The 26,262-nt window shown below is 33.3% G+C and carries 18 protein-coding genes and 1 pseudogene; 15 read left to right on the top strand and 4 right to left on the bottom strand.

From position 1 onward, the window contains the following. Positions 1-19 precede the first annotated feature (19 nt). Together B11cv2_RS01180 and B11cv2_RS01185 are read right to left on the bottom strand one after the other, a co-directional pair. Positions 20-1,705 carry a tetratricopeptide repeat protein gene (locus B11cv2_RS01180; RefSeq protein WP_100692965.1) on the bottom strand — a complete coding sequence of 562 codons (1,686 nt, stop codon included), beginning with the start codon at positions 1,703-1,705 and terminating at the stop codon, positions 20-22. Positions 1,706-1,804: 99 nt separating this feature from the next. Then, on the bottom strand, positions 1,805-2,818 hold the full coding sequence (locus B11cv2_RS01185; RefSeq protein WP_100692966.1) for a polyprenyl synthetase family protein: 1,014 nt from the start codon (positions 2,816-2,818) through the stop codon (positions 1,805-1,807). Between the two features lie 213 nt (positions 2,819-3,031). Between B11cv2_RS01185 and B11cv2_RS01190 the strand changes: the two genes are divergently transcribed. From B11cv2_RS01190 to serS, 8 genes are all read left to right on the top strand, one after another. Then, positions 3,032-3,820, top strand: a complete 789-nt coding sequence (locus B11cv2_RS01190) for a tRNA1(Val) (adenine(37)-N6)-methyltransferase (protein ID WP_100692967.1) — start codon at positions 3,032-3,034, stop codon at positions 3,818-3,820. 74 nt (positions 3,821-3,894) lie between these two features. Beyond that, positions 3,895-4,743, top strand: coding sequence for a S49 family peptidase (locus tag B11cv2_RS01195; RefSeq protein ID WP_100692968.1), 849 nt, complete (start codon positions 3,895-3,897; stop codon positions 4,741-4,743). Between the two features lie 252 nt (positions 4,744-4,995). Further along, positions 4,996-5,904: a 4-(cytidine 5'-diphospho)-2-C-methyl-D-erythritol kinase gene (locus tag B11cv2_RS01200; protein WP_100692969.1), complete on the top strand. Its 909-nt coding sequence runs from the start codon at positions 4,996-4,998 to the stop codon at positions 5,902-5,904. Between the two features lie 1,103 nt (positions 5,905-7,007). Beyond that, positions 7,008-8,039, top strand: coding sequence for a beta-N-acetylhexosaminidase (gene nagZ, locus B11cv2_RS01205; protein ID WP_100693922.1), 1,032 nt, complete (start codon positions 7,008-7,010; stop codon positions 8,037-8,039). Between the two features lie 206 nt (positions 8,040-8,245). Next, positions 8,246-8,542, top strand: a complete 297-nt coding sequence (gene tatA / locus B11cv2_RS01210) for a twin-arginine translocase TatA/TatE family subunit (RefSeq protein WP_100693923.1) — start codon at positions 8,246-8,248, stop codon at positions 8,540-8,542. A gap of 72 nt (positions 8,543-8,614) precedes the next feature. Further along, positions 8,615-9,064, top strand: a complete 450-nt coding sequence (gene tatB / locus B11cv2_RS01215; RefSeq protein WP_100692970.1) for a Sec-independent protein translocase protein TatB — start codon at positions 8,615-8,617, stop codon at positions 9,062-9,064. Further along, complete coding sequence (gene tatC, locus B11cv2_RS01220) at positions 9,061-9,840, top strand: twin-arginine translocase subunit TatC (protein ID WP_100692971.1); 780 nt, start codon at positions 9,061-9,063, stop codon at positions 9,838-9,840. Before tatB ends, tatC begins: the two co-directional genes overlap by 4 nt. Positions 9,841-9,896: 56 nt before the next feature. Continuing rightward, positions 9,897-11,174, top strand: coding sequence for a serine--tRNA ligase (serS, locus tag B11cv2_RS01225; RefSeq protein WP_100692972.1), 1,278 nt, complete (start codon positions 9,897-9,899; stop codon positions 11,172-11,174). A gap of 169 nt (positions 11,175-11,343) precedes the next feature. Here the strand turns inward: serS and B11cv2_RS01230 are convergent, their stop codons facing one another. Continuing rightward, positions 11,344-13,491, bottom strand: a complete 2,148-nt coding sequence (locus tag B11cv2_RS01230) for a BID domain-containing T4SS effector (RefSeq protein ID WP_100692973.1) — start codon at positions 13,489-13,491, stop codon at positions 11,344-11,346. Between the two features lie 588 nt (positions 13,492-14,079). Further along, positions 14,080-15,756 carry a BID domain-containing T4SS effector gene (locus tag B11cv2_RS01235; protein WP_100692974.1) on the bottom strand — a complete coding sequence of 559 codons (1,677 nt, stop codon included), beginning with the start codon at positions 15,754-15,756 and terminating at the stop codon, positions 14,080-14,082. Positions 15,757-17,224: 1,468 nt separating this feature from the next. On the opposite strand from B11cv2_RS01235, the gene B11cv2_RS01240 reads away from it, so the two are divergent. The 7 genes and pseudogenes from B11cv2_RS01240 (at position 17,225) to B11cv2_RS01280 (ending at position 26,052) form a co-directional block, all read left to right on the top strand. Next, a complete protein-coding gene (locus B11cv2_RS01240) occupies positions 17,225-17,884 on the top strand; it encodes a protein-L-isoaspartate(D-aspartate) O-methyltransferase (protein ID WP_100692975.1) in 660 nt (219 codons plus the stop codon). A 164-nt stretch (positions 17,885-18,048) separates the two neighbouring features. Further along, the gene (locus tag B11cv2_RS01245; RefSeq protein WP_100692976.1) at positions 18,049-19,251 is read left to right on the top strand and encodes a M23 family metallopeptidase; all 1,203 of its coding nucleotides are present in this window, start codon (positions 18,049-18,051) and stop codon (positions 19,249-19,251) included. 1,763 nt (positions 19,252-21,014) lie between these two features. Next, entirely contained in the window at positions 21,015-21,473 is a 459-nt protein-coding gene (gene yajC, locus B11cv2_RS01255) for a preprotein translocase subunit YajC (RefSeq protein ID WP_100692977.1), read from the top strand. A 444-nt stretch (positions 21,474-21,917) separates the two neighbouring features. Beyond that, complete coding sequence (locus B11cv2_RS01260; RefSeq protein ID WP_035006221.1) at positions 21,918-22,304, top strand: Mth938-like domain-containing protein; 387 nt, start codon at positions 21,918-21,920, stop codon at positions 22,302-22,304. Positions 22,305-22,919: 615 nt separating this feature from the next. Beyond that, the gene (locus tag B11cv2_RS01265; RefSeq protein WP_199570339.1) at positions 22,920-23,369 is read left to right on the top strand and encodes a hypothetical protein; all 450 of its coding nucleotides are present in this window, start codon (positions 22,920-22,922) and stop codon (positions 23,367-23,369) included. Between the two features lie 97 nt (positions 23,370-23,466). Continuing rightward, positions 23,467-24,570 (top strand): annotated as a pseudogene (locus B11cv2_RS01270) (N4-gp56 family major capsid protein). A 621-nt stretch (positions 24,571-25,191) separates the two neighbouring features. After that, entirely contained in the window at positions 25,192-26,052 is an 861-nt protein-coding gene (locus B11cv2_RS01280; RefSeq protein WP_100692978.1) for a phytoene/squalene synthase family protein, read from the top strand. Positions 26,053-26,262: the final 210 nt, after the last annotated feature.

Genomic DNA, 26,262 nt, shown 5'->3' on the forward strand with positions numbered 1-26,262 from the left:
TGGTCAAGTATCGTTAGTTTTATAGACCAAACTTTATTTTTTCTTTAATTCTTTCCGGATTGTTTGATTCTCCATCAATTGCATGGTTCCACTGAAATATTGCCTCACGTTTACGTCCAACTTGCCAGTAGGCATCACCCAAATGGTCATTAAGTATTGGATTACTAGGTTGCAATTTAACAGCGGTTTCTAATGCTGTAACAGCTTGAGGATATTGTTTCAATTTGTAATATGCCCATCCTAAAGAATCGAGAATATAACTATTTTGAGATTGTAACATAACAGCTTTTTTAAGCATATTTAATGATTCTTCAAGTTTTTGATCACGATTGATAAGTGAGTAAGCTAAATAATTGAGTACTTGCGGTTGATCAGGAACAAGTGTGAGTGCTTTGCGAAAATCAGTTTCAGCTTTTGACCATTGGTTTAAATAATTAAATGCAATACCACGTTGATAGAAAAGTCTCCAATTATCTTTTTGAAGGTCTGTTATTTGTGCGATAGCTTGATCCATGATTTTGATCGCTTTAGGAAAGTTATTTACCTGCATATAAATAGCAGCTAGAGCGATAAAAATATGATGGTCATTAGGAAATTTTTTCTCTAATAACATTAATAATTTAATAGCTTCATCATAAGCACCATTTTCAGCAAGAGTCAACGCAAGTTGGAATTGTCCGTCTCTATAATAAGGAGAGCTAAGTGGTAAAGAACGATAAATTTTAATAGCTTGATTAAAATCATCTAATTTTGTAGAAATTTTTGCTAATTGAAACAGGGCTGCTTCATTTTTAGGATACAGAACTAACGATAATTGCTGAATAATACGTGCGATCCGTTCTGAGCCTTTTTTGTTAAGAGTTGTTCCAAAATTATATAATACTTCACCAATTCCTTGTTGAGGTGTTGTAATAGGATTTTCTATATTAGCCCCTTTTTCAACTTTTTTACGGATATTTTCGAGTGTTTTGTGCCCTGATAATATCTTTTCTCCATGTAGGAGAGTTTTTATAGCATCGCTGCGCATATTCTGACGTAATTGGAATGAGGCATAGGCTATAATAATACGTTCATAGGTATAAGGAGCTGTAATAGCTCCTTGCTGATTGTTGAATGCTTGAATAAAGTATTTTTTTGCGTCTTTTGGATTTTTTGCTAAATCATTCATAAGAGCAAGATGATAATGTATAAAAAGGGTATACCAAGAGGGCTTTGAGTGTTTTTCAAGTTCAGCGATTGCTTTAATATGATTACCAGATCCGAATTCAGCCCAAGCATTGGTTAGCTGAAATATTGGATTATTATCAGGAGGAGATTTTTGAGTTTGTAGAAGCAGTTGAGCTTCTTTATAATTTTTTTTGATAAGATTTTCTATTGATAATGTTAAGGAAATGAGTGGCGTAATAATACCTTTTTCTTTCAATTTTTTTGCTTGTTGAATAGCTTCTGTGAATGCTCCTACATTTAGCATTGCCTGAAAAATTTCTTTTTGTGTCTCAAGATTATTAGGTTCATAAGTGAGCGCATGTTTAAAATAGTGGATAGCAAGATTCATCTTGTTTTCATAATTCGCAATTCGTCCTGCTAGATAGGAACCTGTAAATGAACTTGGATTAAGAGTTTTTTCAACTGCACTGTACGTGGGCAGTGGTATCAGTATGATTCCTATGAGAGTAAAAAAACGCGATACTATTGCCCTGCGCATAAAGTTAATCCTTCTTAAAGATAATCAATTATTTCTATAGTTTCTAAAGTATGTCTGATTGTTTTACTAAAAATATTATATTGTGATTCTTACAAAGAATTAGTTTATGCGTTCGATACAAAAATCGATAATATCAATTAATGCATTTTTAGCAGGATTGTCCTTTATTGAGGAAAGGGCATCAATTGCACGTTTTCCGTAAATTCGAGCTTGCTCTATTGTATCGGTTAGACCATCGTATTTTTCTATTAATTGTTGCGCATGCTTTAAGGCTTCATCATCGTTATGGTTATTTTCAAGAGCTTGTTTCCAAAATATTTTTTCTATGTCATTTCCGCGTGTGTATGATAAAATAACAGGCATTGTAATTTTACCTTCACGAAAGTCATCCCCAATATTTTTTCCTAGATATTGAGCACTGCTACTATAATCAAGAACATCGTCAATCAATTGGAAAGCTAACCCTAATGATAGACCATATTGATGTAATGCAGAGCGTTCTTCAGGCCCATAACCAGCAATAATGGGTCCGACTTCAGCTGCTGCTGAGAAAAGAGCAGCTGTTTTTGCATTTATAATTTTGAGATAATCGGAAACATTAGTTTCTATATTTTTTGCGGCAGAAAGTTGCATAATTTCCCCTTCAGCGATAATTGCAGCAGCATTTGATAAAACAGAGAGTGCGTCCAAAGAACCAACGTCTACCATCATTTTAAAAGCTTGTCCTAATAAAAAATCACCAACAAGAATACTTGCTTGATTGCCCCAAATTATTCGTGCTGTAGACTTTCCCCGTCGTAACTCGCTTTCATCGACAACATCATCGTGTAATAGGGTTGCTGTATGCATAAACTCAACTGCTGTTGCGAGTTTTATATGTTTATCACCTTGATACCCAAACATATGGGCGGTCGCTAAGGTAATCATTGGACGTATTCGTTTACCACCCGATGAAATAAGATAATTAGAAATTTCAGGAATTATCGCAACATTCGATTGAGCCATAGAAATGATTAATTGATTTACACATTCCATATCTTCTTTAGTAAGACTGAAAAGAGGATGGAGGGAGTCTTGTTTTTTTTTATGCTGTAGTTGTGTGGTGGCACCCAATTTGTTCACTCCTAAAATATTTCAGATAGATATCCTTATAGCATAAAGAGGGATGAGTTTTGACTCAAGCTTTGGCGCTAGTTTGAAATAAAAATTTTAATAATATTGAAAAAATATTTTTTTTTATACTAATCATATCAATTTAAATAGGATAGTTTAAATAGCAATTTCAAAAATATAACTGAAATAATCAGGATAATGTTAAGCTTTTAGATGAGTAGAGTAAACAATTATAATGATGAAACAATAGATGGTTTTCATCGTGGTAAGTTTTATTTAGTGCAACCACGTTTACGAGGTCATCGGTCTGGTATGGATGCTATGTTGCTTGCTGGTTTGGTTCCTAGTGGTTTTAAAGGGAAAGTTGTTGATTTAGGCGCAGGCGCTGGTGCTGCAGGATTAGCAGTTGCTTCACGTTGTACTGAATCTCATATTACATTGGTTGAACGGTCTTCTTTTATGATATCGTATGCTCAGAAAACACTTATGCTACAACAGAATGAGAAGTTAGCGAGCAGAGTTTGTTTATTAAAAGTAGATATTACCTTAAGAGGTAAAGAACGCTTGAAGGCAGGACTGATGGATAATGCATTTGATTTTGCAATTATGAATCCTCCTTTTAATAGTTCAGAAGATCGTAAAACACCTGATGAGGAAAAGTTAGAAGCACATGTTATGTCTGAAGCAATGTTTGAGAATTGGTTTCGGTGTGCGTCAGCAATTGTTAGACCAGGTGGATATTTAGGATTAATTGCACGTCCGCAATCCCTAAATGATATATTATGTGCTTTAAAAGGGCGCTTTGGTAATGTATGTATAGTTCCTGTTCATTCTCACGCTGAGACAGCAGCGATTCGCATTTTATTTTATGCAAAACGTGGGAGCAGAGCTGGCTTGTCTATATTGTCACCATTGGTTATGCATGAGAGTGGTAGTCATGTTTTTTTACCACGGGTTAATGCGATTAATAATGGATGTATAAGTTTGTGGGAAAGTTTTTAATACTTGCGTTTTTAAATTTATTTCTTAAATTTAGATAAGAATTATTTCGATTTTTATAGGGAGCTTTTATTTTTATGGGTTGTATAAAGAATTTAATATCACGTTTTTTTCGTTCTAATACGGTTCAAATCCCTGTAGTAAGGCTTCAGGGGGCGATTATATCATCAAATTCGTCGATATCACGTACATTGTCATTGGCGAGGTGTGCAAGCCTTTTGGATAAAGCTTTTTCTTATAAAAAAGCACCAGCAGTTGCTTTAATTATCAATTCTCCTGGTGGTTCTCCCGTGCAATCACGTCTTATTTTTCAGCGTATTCGCGATTTAGCAAATGAAAAAAACAAACAGGTTCTTACATTTGTTGAGGATGTAGCCGCATCAGGTGGTTATATGATTGCTTGTGCTGGAGATGAAATTTTTTCTGATCCTTCCTCTATTATTGGTTCTATTGGCGTTGTCTCAGCTTCTTTTGGTTTTCCTGAACTTTTAAAGAAAATTGGTGTGGAGCGTCGTGTTTATACGGCAGGAAAAAACAAGGTTACATTAGATCCATTTCAACCAGAAAAGAAAACAGATGTTGATCATTTGAAATCTTTGCAACTTGAAGTTCATCAAACTTTTATTGATTTGGTCAAGGAAAGACGTATGTCAAAATTATCAGATGATTCAAATATTTTTACAGGAATGTTTTGGAGCGGAAAAAAAGGCGTTGAACTTGGCTTAATTGATGAATTAGGTGATATTCGTTCTGTTATTAAAAAACGGTTTGGTAATAATGCGAAGTTACGCTTAATTTCTCCTCCAAAAAGTCTTTTGTCTTCTAAAGTACCTTTAGGTATTTCTGCTGATACCGCTTATACGGCAGTGGATGGTGTTATGATGGCAGCAGAAGAGCGGGCACTTTGGCAACGTTATGGTTTATAATGCCAATAGCGTTTCATTAAATGCTTAAAAAGTTGATAGTGACTTAGAAAGTGCTTACAGGAGCAAAAATGAATAGTGGTGAGTTTTATTTTATTTAGTTTGATATATACCATAGCTTTTTATAGCTGTTATGTATTGAAGTATCATTTAAAATGGGTATATCAGTGTATTTTCATTGGAGAGTTATGCTATACGCAAATACAAAAAAGGAGTGCACGTGAGAGATTCTTGTATAGGTGAATATTACGTTCAATGACATTAAATATACATGTTTCGCTTAAAAAGTGTTCTTATGTATTTACGCCTATTAAGTTGAACTTAGCTTTGCATGTTGTGGGGCAGCGTGCTGATGGCTATCATTTATTAGAAAGCTTGGTTTATTTTAGTCTTAGCGGTGATTGTTTAGGTTACGCGCCTTTTGAGAGTGATCGCTTTGTTATAACAGGACCTTTTGCAAATAGAATTATTGCAGACACAGAAAATTTGGTTATCCGCGCTCGTGATTTTATGCGTGAGAAATTTCCTAAAAGTGCTAAACATAGTTTTTTTAGACTTGTTAAAACATTGCCCGTTGCATCAGGTATTGGAGGCGGATCAGGTGATGCTGCAAGTGTATTACATATGTTACGTCGGCAATGGAAGCTTGATTGTTCTTGTGAAAAGTTAGCAGAAATGAGTTTAGTTCTTGGAGCTGATGTGCCGATGTGTTTATTTGCATTGGAGTATCAACAGCCGCTTTTTGTTAAAGGAATTGGCGAGGATATAGTGCCAATAAAAGGAGCTTGTTCTCTTGCAATGGTATTGGTTAATCATGGTCAACATATTGCTACAGAAACTATTTTTAAAGCTTTGGAAAAGTGTAATCATTCTCGTTTAAAAATTCATTCATCTGCTTTTAAGACGGTTTTTTCGTTGGTTGATTCTTTAAAAAAAACGCGTAATGATCTTTTTATTCCTGCATTAAAAATAGCTCCTCAGCTGGCTGAAGTCTTATATGCGTTGGATAAAAGTGGCTCTCTTTTTTCTCGTATGTCTGGTTCAGGTGCGACATGTTTTGGGATTTTTAAAAATCAGCAGGCAGCGCAAAAAGCAGCTTTTCTTATTAAGTCGATGTATCCCGATTGGTTTGTGAAACCTATCATAACTCTAGGTACGCGATAACAGTAATCAGGAAAATAATTTTGGTCTTTTGTATTGGGTATATAAAGTAATGTTTTTAGCGGAGTGCTCATTGAGATAGATGCTTATGGACTTTAGTTTGATAGATTTAATTTATGGCAGAAGTTTTTTAAAGTCTAACAAAGATAATGGCTTATTATTTAAGTAGTAAAATATTAGAAAAGAAAAATGACAACGAAATAGAACTATCAATAAAGGAAAAAATTCTTTAGTAAAATGATCATAATTTCTCATAGCGTTACGCTTATGTCTCATTGTGCGAAATAGTTTGATTTCTTTCACTTATCTTAATACAATTAAATGTAAGATCATCACTTTTGCAAGTGTAGTTTAAATAGTACCTACTTACTATGGTTTATATACAAGTATTTGGATGTATCCAAAATCATTAATCACGTTACCATATCATATAGTTTGTTATTAGATGAAGTTATGAGAAAGCTAATCAATTTATACTGTATCTTATAAATCTGTTCTGCATGATATGTTGATATCTGACATTATAAGCTTTGCTAAAACTGAGGAAGATTCGAGTATATGATGTTAGAAGATTGTAAGTATATCGCTGAAATATATAAATTGGAGAATTTTTATTTATGGGATTTAGGTCCAATGATAAAAGTAATTTAAGTGGTTATGTCCAATTAGTTTCTAATATAGTGCTTCGTAGTGGTTTAGTATCAACATAAACTGAAAAAGTTGGGTTTTGTTGAACAAATTTTTAAATGGAGTACGTTATCAATTTTAATCGGTTTATCTGAAGCAGTTTTTGTGAGTTTAAGATAAAGTATTGTGTTTACCACTATAATAATTCGTTAGTAATTATTTTGTGCAAATTGAGTGAACAGTTATCTATTATCTTTATTTATATTTTTCTTACTTACAATTTGCCAGATGATAGGTCTATGGGAAATGATTTATTATTTAAGGGATAATTTTTATATTAAGCAACAGCTTTTTGTGCATAATATATGATATCTAAGATATAGCTTTTAAAAATTGGTGTGGGATATAAAATTATTTTAGCTAAAATAGAATTTTTATAAAAATCTCAGAGAAGTCAATATTAGGGATGTACTATTATGATGTCGGGAATAAAAGCTATAATTTCTGGTATTTCTGGTATTTTTTTAAAAGATTATGAAAAAGAATTTATTATTGAGCATAAGCCTTGGGCTTTTATTTTATTTGCGCGAAATATAGGAACAGCAGATAACTTGAAAGAACTTACTACTTCTTTACGAGAGATGAGTAAACGCGATGATGTTTTTATTTTTATTGATCAAGAAGGTGGAAGAGTACAGCGTTTACGCCCGCCTTTGGCACCGGATTATCCAGCAGCTAAAACTTTAGGAGAAATTTATAGAAAAGATCAGGATAAAGGGCTTCGTGCTGCGTGGATTATGTCACGGCTTCATGCTTTTGATTTGATGAAATATGGTATTAATGCGAATTGCCTCCCTATTTTAGATGTGCCGGTGGCAGGAGCTCATGATGTAATTGGAACGCGCGCTTATTCTCAAGATCCACAAGCTGTTGCTGCGTTAGGGCGTGCTGCTGCTCAAGGGCTTTTGGATGGTGGCGTTTTACCAGTGATAAAACATATACCTGGACATGGGCGAGCATTTTCTGATACGCATCTGGAATTAGCATATATCGATATGCCACTTGATATTTTGGAGCAGAGTGATTTTATTCCATTTAAAAATTTAGCTGATTTACCAGCTGCAATGACTGCTCATATTGTTTATAAAGCGATTGATGATAAGTTACCAGCAACGTTATCTAAAAAAGTTATTGAAAATGTTATCCGTCAAAAAATAGGTTTTGATGGACTTTTAATGTCGGATGATTTGTCAATGAAAGCTCTTTCAGATAGTTCATTATCAGAAAATCTTTCGGATCTAACAAGTAAAATTTTTGCAGCAGGGTGTGATATCGTTCTTCATTGTCATGGTCAGCTACAGGAGATGCATACTGTTGCTGATGCTGCTCCATTTTTGGAAGGAAAAGCATTGGAGCGTGTATGTAGTATTCGCTCTAAGGTTACAACACCGGATCATTCGAATGAAAGTGCTTTAAGAGAGGAATTTTCAAGTCTTGTAGCCCTTGTTTAAATGAAAAAAGGTAATTTTAATATTTTTATCTATGATAATGTGATATGCAGAATTGAAAATGTTCTTTTCAAGTGGTCGTTTTATTGCCTTTAATTTATGCAGAGAATATAATATTAATTAGAACATAAGGCTATAATAATATTTATTGATGTACGTCTTTCTTCAAAAAAATGAGTATGAACCAATTTAGGGGTAGAGATGAAGCTATGGGTAATATTTTTTCGCCAACACATTTAATTGTAATTTTGTTGATTATCCTTATACTTTTTGGGCGTGGTAAGGTTTCTGAATTAATGGGTGACGTTGCTAAAGGTATAAAAGCTTTTAAAAGTAATATGAAGGAAGAGGAGGGAAGTCCTGAAAGCGAGTTTGAAGTCGCTGATTATTCTAAAACAGTAGATGCTGCTGAGTATTCTCAGCCGTTATCAGAAGAGCATGTGGTAGGTTTAAAAAACAGTACCTCTTCAAATAAGGCGAGAAAAGATTCTGCTAAGAAAGAGTAATGTGCAGGGTGATTAAAGACGAAATCATAATTTAGCAATAGTCTTTGTAAATGGAGAAATTGAGTATAAGCGATGTTTGGGATTGATGGATCAGAGTTTCTTGTTATCTTGCTTATTTTCATCGTCGTGGTTGGACCAAAGGACTTGCCTAAAATGCTGAAAGTTATAGCAAGAGCGATTGCATATATGCGTTCAACAGCAAATGAGTTTCGTCATCATTTTGATGATGCGATAAAACAAGCTGAGTTAGATGATTTGAAAAAGATATTGCCGAATACTAGTGATCTTAATTCTAGAAAAGAATTTAAAAAATCTTGTGACTCAAAATATAATAAAAAAGGAGATGTTTCAGGTAATTTTAATGTTGATACTGTACTCCATAAATCAGAAAAAGATATAGAAATCTTTGAATTTGGTACACATGAAGTCAATGAAGATTTGACAGTGTCTACTTCTCATAGTCATAAAATTATCTATGCAGATTTTAAAGATAAAGATAAAGACAAGGAAAATATATCGTGACTTCTAAAAAAGATGAAGCTGATGTCAAAGTCACTCTTTTAGAGCATTTGGTTGAGCTTCGTCAGAGAATTATTGCAGCTCTGATTGTATTTTTTATAGCTTTTACTTTGTGTTTTCTTATCAAAGATTATATTTTGAATTTTTTGATATGGCCCTATCAGTGGGCGATGAAGATATCAGGTGGTTATCTTGGAAATATTCGTCTTCAATCAACACAAGTGTGGGAAACTTTTTTAACGAAGATGAAACTTGCTGCGTTTGGTGCAGTTATTTTATCATTTCCTTATATGGCTTTTCAGCTTTATAGTTTTATAGCTCCAGGACTTTATAAAAATGAGCGTCGAGCTTTTTTACCATTTCTTATTAGCGCACCAATTTTATTTATTGTAGGAGGAACATTTGTTTATGGTCTCTTAGCTCCGTTAATGCTGTGGTTTAGTCTTTCTCAGCAGGCCTTACCGGATTTGCGTTTAAGGATAGAGTTTATAGCTCGTATCTCAGATTATTTAAATTTTATGATATCTTTTATTTTGATTTTTGGTTTAATTTTTCAATTGCCTCTTATTATAACTCTTTTAACGAGAGTCGGATTATTGACGAGTCATATGTTAACATCTAAACGAAAGTGGGCTATTTTAATTTCTTTTATAGTTGCTGCTATGGTGACACCATCAGATTTTTTTACTATGTTTGCAGTAGCTTTACCGACTGTACTTCTTTATGAGATCTCAATTTTTATTGCACGCTGGATAGAAAAAAACAAGAAATCTTCGTAGTGAAATTATTTTGTACAGTAAGAAATGAATAAAAATGATGCAAAAAAGGGATTTAAATGCTTGATATTAAATGGATCCGTGATCATCCTGAGGAATTGGATAGAGCGCTTGCAAAGAGAGGTCTTGAACCTCAAGCTAAAAATTTGCAGGAATTTGATCGTGAGCGTCGCTTGCATGTTTCTAAAGTACAACAGGCCCAAGAGTTACGCAATTCAGCTTCAGAAAAGATAAGACAAGCTTTAGCTGTTGGTGATAAAGAAACTGCTAATCGTATTAAGGCTGAGGTTGAAGAAATAAAAGTTTTTCTTTCCTCTGCTGTTTTAGAAGAAAAGCGGTTAACAGATAGATTAGAAGAAGCTCTTTCAGCAATACCTAATATTCCATTAGATGACGCTCCAGAAGGAAAAGATGAAAACGATAACGTTGTAATGCGCTATTTTGGTGCACCACCAACGTTTGATTTTCTACCAAAGGAGCATTTTGATCTTGGTCAAAATCTTAAGCAGATGGATTTTGAACGGGCTAGTAGATTATCAGGTTCCCGTTTTACAGTTCTTTCAGGCTCATTGGCACGTTTAGAGCGTGCTTTAGGCCAATTTATGCTTGACATGCATGTGGACGAACACGGTTATCAAGAGATTTCAGTTCCTCTTCTTGTTCGTGATGAGATTGTTTACGGAGCAGCCCAATTGCCCAAATTTTCTGAAGATCTTTTTCGAACGATAGATGGTCGATGGCTTATTTCTACAGCAGAAGTACCTTTAGTGAATTTAGTAAACAGCGAAATTCTTGATATTACAGAATTACCTTTACGATTTACATCTCTTACTCCTTGTTTTCGTTCAGAGGCAGGAGCTGCAGGACGTGATACACGTGGTATGTTACGTCAACATCAGTTTAGAAAAGTAGAATTGGTATCGATTACCACAGAGGAGCAATCCTTAGATGAATTAGAACGTATGACGGAATGCGCAGAAAATGTTTTGAAGCGTCTTGGTTTGCCTTTTCGTACTGTAGTTCTTTCTACTGGTGATATGGGTTTTGCAGCACGTAAGACCTATGATATTGAAGTATGGCTTCCAGGACAAGAATGTTATCGTGAAATTTCGAGTTGTTCCGTTTGTGGTGATTTTCAAGGACGGCGCATGAATGCTAGATATCGTTTGGAAGGTGAAAAAACATTGCGATTTGTACATAGTTTAAACGGGTCTGGTACAGCCATTGGTCGTTGTCTTATAGCTATTCTTGAAAATTACCAACAAGCCGATGGTTCAATTATTATTCCAGATGTTTTGCGACCTTATATGCAGGATATGAATTATATTACAGTTTAATTTTATAAAAAAATAAGGTACACATTTACTATTTATAAATGGTACCTAATTTAACTAATAATTCGTCATTTTTATCGCCCATCAGTCCTTTAAATAGGATCATATTCTCTTAATTTTAAACTTTTTTATAATGCTCTGTTTCTATTAAGATCAAAAGAAGAAACTACTTTTAACTAGCTACAGCTAACGCTCTTTTCTTCTGCGGAAATATTATATCTTTAATTTCTTGTTGACATGTTTTTGCTTCTTTAACAAAATTTATAATTTCGCGTGCTTGAACTTCTGATACCTTAATACTGCTAGCAAGTGTCTGATAATCATCTTCTTTAATTGCCATATGTTCATGTATTGAAAGACGAAAATTAACTTGATTTAAAAAAACGGAAAGTTCCTTGTTAAGTTGAGAAGTATTTTTTTCTCTTAAAATATTTTTTCGCATATCACTTGGTAGATTTAAAAGACGCTGTATTTCATTACTAGGCATTGCTACCGATTTGTGGATCTGTTTTTGTTCTTTTTCATGGTTTTTAATAATTTGTTTATGATGTACTTCCACAATGTTTCCATATTCTTCAATTGCTTGACAGAGTTCTGGGACATTTTTTTCAGCTTCTCTATATCTTAAATTTCCTACTCCCCACTTTTCAGAGCCGGCAAATTTAGCAATGGATTCAGGAGAGGTTTTGAGTGTTTGGCTATATGATTCTCCTAATTTTGGATACTTAATAATTTGTGCGAGATGGCTGTTCAATAATTCTCGGTCTCCAAATACCAGTTCTGAAAGATCTCGAACTTTTTCTGCATGCTCTTGAACAACAGGATTAATTTTAATTTTATCAGTAATTTCATTTGGGGTTAAAGGCGCTAATGCTTTTGCCGGAATAAGAAAACGTTTAGAACTCTGTGCTTCAGCAGTATCATAGATACCGAAGTTCTCTTCCTCGCTCCTCAACTCCTGTGTTTGAGCATTCGGATTATCATAGATATCCTTATTATCATAGATATCGTCATTATCATGAATATTGGCACTGTCATAGATATCCTTATTATCATAGATATCGTCATTATCATGAATATTGGCACTGTCATAGATATCCTTATTATCATAGATATCGTCATTATCATGAATATCCGATTTCTCTTTTCTTGTCTTTAATATCCGCGCGTAAGGTCTATTTGGATCACAATTTGCATAGATACCGGAGTACTCTTCTTCATTTCTCAGCTCTTGTGTTTGAGCTTCATTCGGATCATAATTTGCATAGATACCGGAGTACTCTTCTTCATTTCTCAGCTCTTGCGTTTGAGCTTCATGCGGATCATAGCTTTCATAGATACCGGAGTACTCTTCTTCATTTCTCAGCTCTTGCGTTTGAGCTTCATTCAGATCATAGATAGCTGAGTATTCTTCTTCGCTTCTCAACCACTGTGTTTGAGCTTCATTTGGATTATAATTTGTGTAGATACCCGAGGACACTCCTTCACTTCTCAACCTCTGTGTTTGAGCTTCATTTGGATTATAATTTGTGTAGATACCCGAGGACACTCCTTCACTTCTCAACTCTTGTGTTTGAGCTTCACTTATTTTATGCGTGTTCGACCGGAATATGTTAATTTTGTTCAGTACTTTTGTGGCTTTTGTGACAACATCTATCATTCTCGACGCTTCAATGTCTGATATACCCATACTTTTAGCAAACTTATCTGTCTTATGCGCTTCAAGCATTTGAAGCTCGTTTGCTGAAAGACGCATATCAACTGAATTGAGAAACAACAATATCTTTTTACCAAGTTGGTAAGTATCTTGATTTTTAAAAACATTCAACAGCATGTCATATGGTAAATCAAGAAGATATTGTATATCATCACTAGGTATTAAAACTTTTCGTGCACAACGTGCTTGTTCTAAGTTATGATGGTAAATGATTGTATCTCTAGATTCTTGCACAACATTTCCGTATTGTTGAACTACTAGACTAAGTTTAAAAATATTTTTTTCAGCCTTTATACGTTTTGGACTTTTAAATCCAAATATTTTAAAACCTGCAAGCTTGGAGAAGGATAAAGGAGAGGATCTAAGTTTATTCACCAATATTCTTGCAGAATCTGGATCTTCATTTATCCGGTTTATCAAAAAAGGTAATGTATTCCAGCTTTTAAATACAGTTTTTGACAAACTTTCAAGTTCTTCTTTTTTTTCTTTAACAAAAGAGTCTTGTAAGACCGATTGAATAATCTGATCATCTGTTAGAGAAGGCAATTCTTTTGGTGAAATAAGAACATCATTAAGCATTTTTTTCTTTTCTTCCAAATTCATATAATAGATTCATGTGTATCAATACTTGAATAAATTGATGTATTAGCTTACAAATCTTTCTGTAACAATTGTTTCATTTAATATTGTCTAAATAGTTTCAATTAAATAATGTTTTTGTTACATGTATCTAATTTTATTATATTTTCACCTCACTGTAGCTATTACTTTCTAACAATGAGACTTGAAAAGCTTGATTGAGTTAATTTCTCTTTAACATACCCTTATTTTCTAATGACTTTGATAATCTTGCGTGCTTTAATTTCTAATACCTTAAATATTGTCAACGAATATCTGATAATCATTATGCTTAAAACTATATCAATGAGAAACCTCTAATTCTATTTCCCTTTATGTTGAAAAAAAATTATTCATATTTTTTCATTCTCTTTGAGTTGTTTATAAAACATTCGTAACTACCATCTGACAATTCTGCTTATTTTGTATTTATATACTATTCATACTCAATATAGCACATATAAACTTACATACAAAAATCTCATTACAACATTTATATTGAGGAAATATGCTTTATTAATATCACCTTATTTTCTAAATACCCCCCCCTAAATATTAAAAAGGTTTACGTCATTAACTGGCTATAGCCATTGTTTGTTGACGGGGATCCTTACTTAACATCGCTTGCTTTTGTATAATTTTGACCTGTTTAATGGTCTCCACAATTTGTTTTGCTTTGTCTTCTGGAATACCAATGCTTTCAGCCAAAGATCCATAATCACCACTATTAATCATTTTACGTTCAACTGCTGAAAGACGAGCATTAACTTGACCTAAGAAAGTACTAGCCTCTTTGCAAACAGTAACATTTCCTTCTTTTTTGAAAGCATTTTCACGTTCTTCTTTTGACATACCAAGATAACACTGTAATTCTTTGCTAGGTAAATTTACGTCTTTTGCAATACGGTATTGTTCTTCTCTATGTTCTCTTAGAACTTCTTCTTTAGAAACTTTCAAATCATCCGCATATTTCAAAATTGCATTATTGAGTTCAGAAAGACTTTTTAGAGCTTTATTACGTTTTGGACTGTTCAATCCACATTTTCCAAAACCTGCAAGATTGGCGATAGATTTAGGGTTGTGTAAAATAGTTTCAGAAAGCATTTTCGCTGAATTTGGATTATCATGAACTCGTTCCAAGCGATTGGATAATTTCTCATGACTTCCAAATACAACTCTTGCCAAGCGCTCAATTTTTTTTCTTTGATGCTGAACATAAGAATTACATACAGTTTTTTCCATAAGTTTAAAGTCTGTTAAATCACGTAATTCTCTTCCTGGAATGAAAACTTCATTAACATTACTAAGAGCTTTAAAGCTGATTACATCACCTATCTTTAATTTCCGGAACGAATCTCTTGGAATAACAGATTTATTGCATACAATCACAGAATCTTTTGTTTTTATCACAACAGTATCTAAGTGACGACTTTCATAGACACCCGTATAGGTCTTTCCTGGAATTGGTGTTGTAACAATTTCTCTTGCAATCTCTTTTGCTTCTTCAGGGTTCACTTTATTTATAGCTGTTTTCAAAACCTTGATGTTTTCTGGATTAGAAGCATCTTCAAACAGATGTTGCATAGGGATTAAATTGTCATTTGCTGCATTAACAATTGCATCTTCCATACGTTTTTGTGTCACAACTGAAAAATCAAGATCTTTATTCTCAGCTTGAGAGAGTTTATTCATAAATAACCGTTGTGTAATTTCATTGCCATCTACGAAAGGACGTGCATGGCCAAGTAGTGCATAAACAGTCGCTAGCTTTCCACTAAACGATTCATTTTCATTTGGAATTTTTTCTTGTGAGGTATTTCCAGTTCCGTTTTTTTGAGCCATTTGAAGAAGTTTTTCATCAAGTTCCTTTAAGCATTTTGAGATTTTTTCATTAGGTGCAAAAAGAGAATTTTGATCAGCTCCTGATATGGTAGCAATTTTACCATTTGACATTTTAATTGGATTATCGCGGGTTTGCCCAGCCCAATCAAATATTTCTCCAAATAAGCGTTTGTGAAGTTGTTTTAGGTAAACATGATCAATTTCTGCAGGTGCTGGTTCTTGATGCAAATTAACAAGTTCTTTTGCCACTTGATGCGCACATTTTATCTTAAATTGCTGATGATCTTGTATCTTAAATTTATTTATTAACGTATAAGGATTTCCAGAGTCAGCATAGGTGTAATTAAGACTTACGTTCAGTAATGATTTCTTTGCGTTTTTGAAAGCTTCAGAATCTTTTATCGACATGATTCCTCCTCTACGATGTTATGTTAAAAAGTATTAAATCAACTTATAGTAAATAATCCCCCTTTTTATATCTTTTACGTGTTTTTCAAAATTTCAAACGTTGTGTAATAGAATACCCTCCTTCTTATTATATGAGCACCAAAAGTTTAATAACTTCTTTTTGTAATTGCTGCAATATGATAAAAAAACCGACATTCACAGTTATCCCACACACTCTTCTTTATTTCGTAATCAACGTTCAATTCATAAAACAGGAAATATATTTTCACTGTTTATGCTATTATTATATTTAGAGCTAAAGAATTAATAAGAAGCATTTTGTTCTTTTCCTTCATAAGAGGAATATTGTCAAGTAGTAGAATTATCTTTTATTCTTTTATCGATTGATCTTACTGTTGAATAATTTTTTACCATCTATGGATGCTATTTTAGGATGATAGGTGGAATATTAAAATTATAAGAATACCTAGAAATATAAGGAATACCTTATGAATACTAATTAAATTTTCAGCATGAGGCGTTTATAATGGAGCTAGAATTATTTAACAGAAAAAGTAAAAATTCTTAATGATCAGAACTTTTCACAAGAGTTTTAAAATGGAATTTTATAATATTTTTTGTAAACAATTTGTATTTTTTAGCTTTTTGTTTCATTTTTATCACTATTTTTTAATTTAATAAAGTTCATTTTGTTTGTAAGATTAAAGGGAGCATTAAAATATAATGCTTTAAAGTGATTCCATAACTTGTTTTAAGATCTCTTTAAATACGCTTTTATCTCAGCATGTTCAATTTGAAGGCAATAAGGGAGTGTATTTCGAAGGTCTCATTAAATTTTATCTTAATGATTTTCTAAAAAAGTGGGAGTACGCATACATTCAAATTTATTATGATTAATACATGCATAATATAGGCATCGTATAAAATCAAAAGATCCAAGTCCTCCATTTATAAACAAAGGAGGGATTTCAGGAAACCCAAATTTTAATTTTATAAAATTTTGTTTTTCTCCAAATCCTGTAATTTGTTGTGCTTAATAAGCCTAGTTCTTAATTAAGGTGAGGGCTTCAAAGATTAAGATTACTTAATTTGTGTGAATATGTTCAAACTACTGGAGACTTAATAATTTCTATAATGTTATGATATAAGAGGACATTATAATGAGAGTTATTTTGCGCTTATGCACTTAATTCAATATTCATATACATCGTGGTAACTATTTCATTATTTTTTCCTTTCATACTTGGTAGTTTTTTATAAAGAATCGAGAATTGAGGTATGCATTAGAGCATGAGTTCTGAGAGGAAATTTAAAAATCAAAGTAAACAATTAATTGGTTTTATTGTGTTTTTATGTATAGAAAATTATCAGTGAATTAATGATATTTATATGCAAGGTTTAATTGTTTATGAGCCGAGAACTCGTCTATACAATAAGATAGCCATTGTATTGGAGATCGAATGATATTATGGAGCAAAAAGGCATTTTACGATTTCGTGAAGAGTTAGCAGGCCTTGTGTTGAAAATGCGCAGTAAAGGCATTGATGATATAAACTTTTTTGCAGCATTAGAGAAAGTTCCACGTCAGCAATTCGTTTCTGCTTCTTGGCTTAATAGTGCTTATGATAATAAAGTTATACCGATTGAATGTGGGGAATATATTGAGCGTCTAGAGGAGCAGCTCTTGATTCTTTCCGCATTATCGTTGAAAAAAACGCACCGTGTTTTAGAAATTGGTACAGGTTCTGGTTTTTGCACTGCCCTTATGGCTTGTCTTAGTGATCGTGTGACAACAGTTGATCGTTATAAAACACTTATTGATTTAGCACGGCAAAGATTTCAGCATTTGGGAATTGAGAACATTATTATACGGCAGATTGATGGAAGTCGGGGTGTTACAGGTTTGGGATCATTTGATCGTATTCTCATTTGGCCATCATGTCCTAATGAACCCAAAGAATGCTTAGAACTTCTTGCGGGAAATGGGATTCTCATTCAAGCTATTGGGCCAGATGAAGGGGTACAAAAAGTGATGCGTTATACAAAGATTGGTAGCCAGTTTGAACGCTCAGAAATGTTTCAAGTACGTTATCAACCCTTCATTGAAAATATTGCGGAAATTTTGTAATTGTGAATTTAAGATATTGCTAAATATTTTGTCTATTCTACCTAATAGCAAATACATTTTGATTTTATTAAGGGGTATTTATGGATATTTTTTTAATTTTAACTCTTAGGTAAGATTAGGAAGCTTTAATAGAATGGTTTAAATATTGGCTAGTGAGCAAAACTATGCATATAAGGGTTTCAAGTAGAATTTTAAAGTGTACTTTTCTAAAAGTTGCTCTTTTGATGGTGATATTAATAGCTACTGGTTGTAGTTCCAGTACGCAGCGTTTTTCTGGTAGTTCTTATAATAATATTACTCCTACCCAATCAACTACATTCATGACTATGACTGATGATCCGCGAATTTTATCACAAAATGTTGAAATACAAAGCAGTGAATTGCCACCTGTAGAATCGAGTAGTATTTCGGAAGCTGATTACAATTCCCCATATAATAATTCTTCAAGGCAAAAGGAAATTTTTTATCCTGATAAGAACAAGCATTTTTCTGATGTTCAGGTTATGGGGATACCGCCTCGAAATCTTGGAACTCTTCCTCGTTCACAGGTGAATAATGTTTCTGTTTTAAAAAAGAATTCTTATATTGTGCAGAGTGGGGATACATTATTAAGTATTGCGCAACAGTTGGGTGTCAGTGTTGATGCGTTAAGGCTAGCTAATGGTATAAACGCTAATTCTATTTATATTGGTCAGTCGTTGATTATTCCAGATCAAAGTGCAAAGATGGCATCAAATATTCAAAATAATATTTCAGATGCATCAAAAAATGTATCTTCATTTCAATCTAAGACTGTATCTCCTGCTAAACAGGGTAAAGCTCCTAAATATGTAGCTCAGAATTCCGTAAAAACTAAGCCTGTAGTTAAAAGTGATACGTTAAACATTGAAAAAAAATCTCCTATACAAGCAACAACACATAAGTCTATAAATGATACGTCAGATCAAATTATTAACCCAAATGATATTATAACTCCACAATCGACGGGTATTTCTAAGATGCGGTGGCCTGTGCGAGGGCGTTTGTTGAGTCATTTTGGTGAAAAGAAAGGAACTGCAGTTAATCGAGGAATAGATATTACAGTTCCTGAAGGATCATCAGTAAAAGCTGCAGAAAATGGTGTTGTTATTTATGCAAGTAATGGGTTGAAAGAGCTTGGTAACGTTGTCATGATTCGGCACGAGAACAATATTATTACTATTTATGGGCATAATAGTAAGCTTATTGTTAATAGAGGGCAAAAGGTACGACGTGGTGATGAAATTGCAAAGTCTGGTTTTTCAGGAGACGCTAAAACACCGCGCGTTTATTTTGAAGTACGTAAGAATTCTCTCCCTGTTGATCCTGCTGAATACTTAGAAAATTAAACCGGTTGCCGTTTTATTTTTTCATTATAAAACTTTGTCCTTTAGATTGGAGATGTAAGGCGCGTATCATTTCATGCATCAGATGAATACTCTTAAGAAGTTTAAGATATTATCGTAATGACATTCTTTTGTTTAAGCATAAGAAATATTCAGGGTAGGGTTTGCACGCAAAGCGTATGCAGTGATTGCATAAACGATCAGCAGTAGGAATACGCAGGAAGAGATTTATATGTTTCAATATAGGTTCTGCTCGTAGTAATTCTCATCTTTTAGGATGAAGAGGAGATCAAGTAAAATAATTCAAGATCATGTGAATTTGTTTGCTTTTGTTCCAAATATAAGCATTCCTTATAATGCTTTTTTAAGTTCTTGCGTGATTAACTTAAATAGCATTTCACTTGTCAAGTTGTATCGGTCGTCGAGGGTATTATTCATTTAATAGGTAAGATAAGAGCGTCATTTCGAGTTATGTTATTATTGCTGGTTATTGAGAGTGTCGTCTATTCTAATCCAGTTCTCCTAAACTTTACACACAGGAAGAAGATATAAAGTACGAAGAATAAAGATCCTACAGGCTTAGGATCTTGTGAGAATGTGGTTGTAATAGAAGTCACAGTAATCATTACCTTAAGTTATAGGATAACCCTCATAAAGATTTAGCAAACGTTTTAAATGAAGGGTGGAAGACATTTGATAATATTTTGTTCAAGCATTAAAACGAACAAAAAATATGAATTTATTTTAAATGCAATCATGGGATTTTTCATAAATAGTTTTTAAATTATCAATTTTTATAAAAATGTGAAAAACTATTGCATTAGAAGTTCTACAGCAAACCACAGTAGGAGTAACTGGTTAAATAAATGACTCATAAGTACACCTCCGCAGCTTACTATTCCAACTATAAAAAAAGCTGTGAACCATGATTTTAAAAATATGACAATAAAAGAAATGATAGAAGAGATGATGAAAGCGTGAGTAATAAATGTTGGTTTCAAGAGAAAACAATTGAAAATAATTGAAAAAGTAGCCCATATTCCAATACCACACATAATGAAAGCTAAGGGGATACTTATTGTTATTGTTTTTGAAAGTAACACTAATTTCATATAAATGGCGTTCCTTTTGTTGATAATCAATTTGTAAACCTTTTAGCTATAGATGATTCATATAGATTTTATCAATATATAGTATTTTTCTATTGACAATGTTTCAAAAATAGTTTCTAAAGGCGCCATATTATTATATGTATTGTAAAATTCTGAGTTTATAGTTCTCGAAAGTTTTTGCTTTCGGGTTTTTTTTTGGGGAATATATAAAGATTTTTTATCTAGGAGAGTACAAATTCTATTCTTTTTAATAGAATGAATAGTATTCTCCATGATGTTTAGCTAGAATGTTTAAGGAGAATATAAATTAAGAGTACATGTTTCTTGAAGGACTCTATTTAAAAATAACTGAGAAAGTCAGTAAAAATATGCAAAAAATGGAATGATTGCTGTATTTGGAATGACAAGTTTTCAAGTATTATGCTGTTTAATTTAGAGAAAAGCTGGTATTTACATGATATCCGAAAAAACGAATAAAATCTGTTTTTAAAATTTTTGTTTGTTGCTTTCTTTTTCTTAAAATTTTATTCCTTTTGAAAAAGTTGCAACTATCTGATGTAGTTTTACAGTATTTAGATGGGCTTTTTTCTTCCGAAGCAAAAACTTATTTGTAAAAGTGAGAGATACTTGAAGTTTAATCTATAGGAGATAAAAATGTTGGTTACTAATGCTTATGCTCAGGCTGTAAGTCATACTTCGAATGGAACATCATTTATTACCTTTGTCCCTTTCATTTTAATTTTTGCAATTATGTATTTTTTGATCATTCGTCCACAGCGTGCGCAAATGAAAAAGAGACAGGAAATGCTTAATGCTGTGCGTCGTGGAGATACAGTTTTAACGGGTGGAGGTATTATTGGTAAGGTTACAAAAGTTTATGATGAAAGTGGCGAATTAGAAGTTGAAATTAGTGAAGGTATACGTATTCGCGTTATTCGTTCAACATTAGCAGATGTTCGGATTAAAGGTGAGCCACTATTGGAAGAAAAATCAAAATCTAGTGCTAAGCTAAAAGCATCAAAAACTTCTGAAAACAAGGTGGAAGTGAAGAAAAGTGTTTCTGCATCTAAAGTAAAAAAAGTAATACAAAAGAAAAATAAACCAAAAACATAGTTATTTTATATGATTATTTGAAGAGTTATTTTTTATAGATACATTAGGGCTTGATCAGTAATAAATGGAATTGGATTTCTATTTATTTTATAGAGATTGTTTTTAATAAATTCATTTAATTGCTGAAATATTACAGCAGTTTATATTTGTTTTATTCCTCAAGATATTTGCTATGTATGATCAAGTTTTTTGAAGAGAACAGATAAGGATGCTTTTGTTTGTTTATAGTATGGGTGTTCGTTGTATTTTATTGCAAACTTTTTGATATTATTTGCAATTTTACTTAGGGTACTATCTTCTTTCTCATTTTGGTAATATTGATATTAAATATTTTATGCATCTTTGGTAGCGTGTTATAATCCGCGTTGGTTAGTGTTATTATTTTCTTTTAATAATTTAGGAGAGAAAAATGCAGTTCGGTTTCCAAAAATAAGGATGCCTGCTATGTCATATGCAATTCAGATTCGTGAAGCGCATTTTCCAGGGCGAGCGCCTATTGATGCTTATGGGAATGGAGGATTTCGTTTCGCAGATATGTCTCATAAGGGTTCTATTATTTGTTTACCATCGGGTATTTATGGTATCGACATGGCAGGACCTCTTCCTACACAGGATAATCTTTCTCGTATTTTGGAAGAAGCAGATAAGATTGAGATTTTATTGATAGGTACTGGACTTGAATTATTGAGTTTACCTGAAAAATTGCGGTGTCTTTTATGGGAAAAGCATATTTCGACAGACACAATGAGCACAGGAGCTGCAGTACGTACATTTAATGTTTTGTTGGCTGAAAATCGTTCAGTTGCTGCATTGTTATTTGCGATAGAATGATATAATTAATAAAATCAGTATGTTAATTAAATATGAGGGATTTTCGTAATTATTGTTCTATTGGATCTTTTGTTCTTGTCCCTTACTTTTTTAGAGTGTTTTTGATTGCTTCTAAAGCTAACTTTTTATGGCTTGCCCTCTATCGTGTAAAGAGAGGCCATATTGTTTTGTAAAAGATCTTGTTGAATTGCCCATTTTAAAAGGTTGTTCATTATTCTCTGGAAGCTTTTGGTGTTTTCTGGTGTTTTTGCGTCGTTCAACTTCTGCTATAAATGGCATTTTATAGAGGATATTTTTTGAAGAGCAATAAACAATAATAAAATGATGAATAACACAATAAAAAGAAAAAATAAAAATATAAATAAATTAATTTTATCATATATTTATAATGTTTTTCTATTGAAAATTTAGAAAGGTATATGCTATATAAAAAGAGTGTTTTTGTGTACACGAATTTCATTTATTGAGTTCTTTATTTTCCTTCAAAAAGGATACAAATATGCTTAATAAAGTATTTTAATTGTCTATCTACGAGTAGATCAAAAAGGAAAATGATGTCTTGCTTTGTAAAGCATTGCCGTTACAGGCTACGGGAGAGGATAGGGGGTGACCCAGATGATAAGGCACGTGAAAATAGCGCCTTTGGTTCAAGATAAATATCCTGATTTAGAAAAGATCACAAATTATCTCTATGAGATTGCTGATAATTCATTAAAAATGCAAGCAAGTCTCTACCCACAATGGAAAGATCCTGCACTGAGGGAACAGCAAATTGGTGCTGAATTGCGTCAAATCTGTCAGCAGTGCCAAAAAGCAGGCGTCAACCCCATCGATGTGCTTGTGCAAAAGGCAAAGGCTTTTGGCTATAGCGGCCCCCAGAATAACAATGAGGTTGAAGCTCTCCAAGAGCGTAACACAGCAGCGCGGACCTTAGCCGCGCGTGGTGGGAAGGTTCCCTTGGGCAGTGTTGATGTGAGAACACTTTCTTCCATGTCGGGAGATGAAATTGCTGCATGGGTTGAGAAGAATAAAGAAAAATATGAATACCTCATGAGCAGGATGTGAAGAGATGCGCAGTGGTGCAGAAGAGATAACCAAGTGGTTGTGGTTGCTTGGTTATGCCGTAAGGCTCATTTAAAAACAAAGAAAGGCATTTTTTGAAATGGCAACAACAAACATAAATATTAATCATACCTTAGCCGTTAAGATTTGGTCTAAGCTACTTGGCGCAGAAAGCTCAAAAGTGACACCGATAGCTCCTCTAATGGGAACAAATACAAATAGTATCATCCAAGTTGTGGATAGTTTGAATAAAACAGCGGGTGATGCAGTCAAAACTAGATTATGTGCTTAGCTTATAGGAGTTGATGTGACTGAAGGGCAAGCACTGGAAGGGAATGAAACAGTGCGGATCAATGAGCTTTCTCATGCTGGGCGTGTTAAATACGAAGGGACGATTGATCAACAACGTATTCCCTTTAATTTGCGTGAAGAAGTCAAGAGTGGACTTGTTGATTGGTATGCTGATCGATTGAGTATGATGTTCTTTATTCAAGCTGCAGGGTATACCGCTCCATGGATGAAGTTTGAGGGGCATACAACAACGATACAACCAGTGCATTGTGGTTTTAATGAGCCATTAGAGCCGAGTAAATTGCGCGTTTTTCGTCCAGAGAATAAAAAGGCTGATGAAGAGCTCACAAAAGACGATAAGTTTACATTATCTCTGATCGATATGGCTGTGGAACGTGCAAAACTGGCTAATCCTAAGATTGGACCGGTGCGTGTCAATGGAGAAAGTGTTTATGTGATGTATCTTCACCCAAAGCAGGTGACACAGTTGCGTACCAATACAGATGCTGGCCAGTGGCTTGACATTACCAAAGCGGTTTATAGTGGAAGCCGCGCTAAAAATCCCATTTTTGATGGCTCATTGGGCATGTATAATGGCGTTGTTTTACGGGAGGCTGAACATGTCCCTCATGGTGTTCATTCAAAAACACAAGAGCCTGTTCTTTCTGTTCGTCGTGCTGTTTTTCTTGGTGCGCAAAGTGTCATCTTGGCTTATGGTCGTAATAATGGTCGTGTTAAGGATGAACCACGTTATCATCTTGAAGAGGAATTTTTTGATTATAAACGCGAATTTGGCATTGCTGCCAAAACCATCATTGGTATGAAAAAATCATGGTACACTTTGCCTTATTCTAAGCAAGGAGCGCAAGATTTTGGCACGATAGTTCTCCCCTGTTTTTCTAAAAAAATATAAGAATATTGAGCACATAAATAGGATTTAAACTATAAAAAAACATCTCAAAAAGAAGTCATTATTTGCAATAATTGAAGAAAGTTTCAAAAATATTTCTTAGAATCAAGAGAATATTTTTTTCTAACAAGACTTTTAAAATGCTTACATCATTTGACAAAATCTTATGCAAACTTCGTATTGATCACTCAGAATGCCTTTTAGATATGGCTAAAAATTAGATTTATCTGTAGCATTTTTTCCATCGAGATTAGAAAAATCTATACCTGTTTTAATAGAACAAACGATCATCAAGCTCTACGCTTTAAATCAAGAAACAGCTTATCTTTTAAGAAAAGAAATAGATGCTTGGAGCAAGAGCTTGATAAGCAAATCTTCTGATTCATGTGATCGTGAAATTGTTGGTATATTTATTAGAACATTTGATAATTTTTCATAACATGACTTAGAAAAATTTAAAAAATTATTAGAGAAAGGTGGCAAAAAAGGGTATGTTTTGTAGAGGCATATTAGGAACTCCTATTCCCTTTTCTCTCACATTTATTTGAGAATTCCTAAATTTAAAAAATATAATAAAAAATAACTTGTATGATATAAAAAAGGTATTGATAGGTGCGATAGAGAATGACAAATTTTCTTCCTTATTGTCTTGATATTTTACGTAATACAGATCGTGATCGTTATATATCAGTTTTATTTGCACCCAAACAAAAACGCAGAGCATTAACCGCTCTTTACGCTTTTAATGCAGAGATTGCTCGTATTCGCGAAAGTGTGCGTGATCCCCTTATGGGTGAAATACGATTACGTTGGTGGCGCGATTCTATTGCTAACGATGAACAACAAAATAGTGAGAGTAATCCGATTTTAAATGATTTATTAAAAACAATTACTTTGTTTAAGTTATCCAAGATAACTTTTTTACACTATTGTGATGCGCGTATTTTTGATCTTTACAATAATCCAATAGCAACTATTCACGATCTTGAAGCTTATTGTAGTAAAACAGCAAGTACAATATTGCAGTTGTCTTGCCAGATATTAGATTTTGATGTGGCACCAAATTTTACAGATGTTTGTAAATATGGGGGAATAGCTCAAGCGTTAAGTGGTATATTACGTCTTTTACCATTGACGCAATCACGATATCAATGTTATTTTCCTACCGATATGTTGGAGGCTTTGGGGATAAGTCGGGAAGAGCTAAATTCTAATTGTATCAATGATAAACAAAAACAACAGATTATTGAGGCTATGGTAGCATTATCACGAGATTACTATCTTAAGTTTTATGATTATTCTGTTACTTTGCCTAAAACGCTTAAACCAGCATTTCTCCCACTAGCAGTTACGCCGGCATCTTTGCAAAAAACAGTACAGTTGGGAGCAAAAGTTTTTCAGGAAAATACAACTTCATTATTACTGTATCGCTATTGGTTGATCACAAAAGCAGCGATTAGTGGCCATTTTCCAAAATTATTTTAATAATAATTTTCAGCTAGTTAGCATTTTAAGTATATTTTATAATTAACTTCATGTGAGTATAGATTATTAACAACTATATTCAGTGGTAGAAAAAGGGGCTTTATACTTAATTATTTGTTCATATGCCTTTGATAGTGATTGAGCATATCGATCAGTGGATTACAGCGGTCTTGTTTAGAGCAAATATTGATAGAGAGTATATGATCAATT

It is taken from the genome of Bartonella sp. 1-1C (genome assembly GCF_002810325.1).
In the GTDB taxonomy this organism is placed as follows: domain Bacteria; phylum Pseudomonadota; class Alphaproteobacteria; order Rhizobiales; family Rhizobiaceae; genus Bartonella; species Bartonella rochalimae.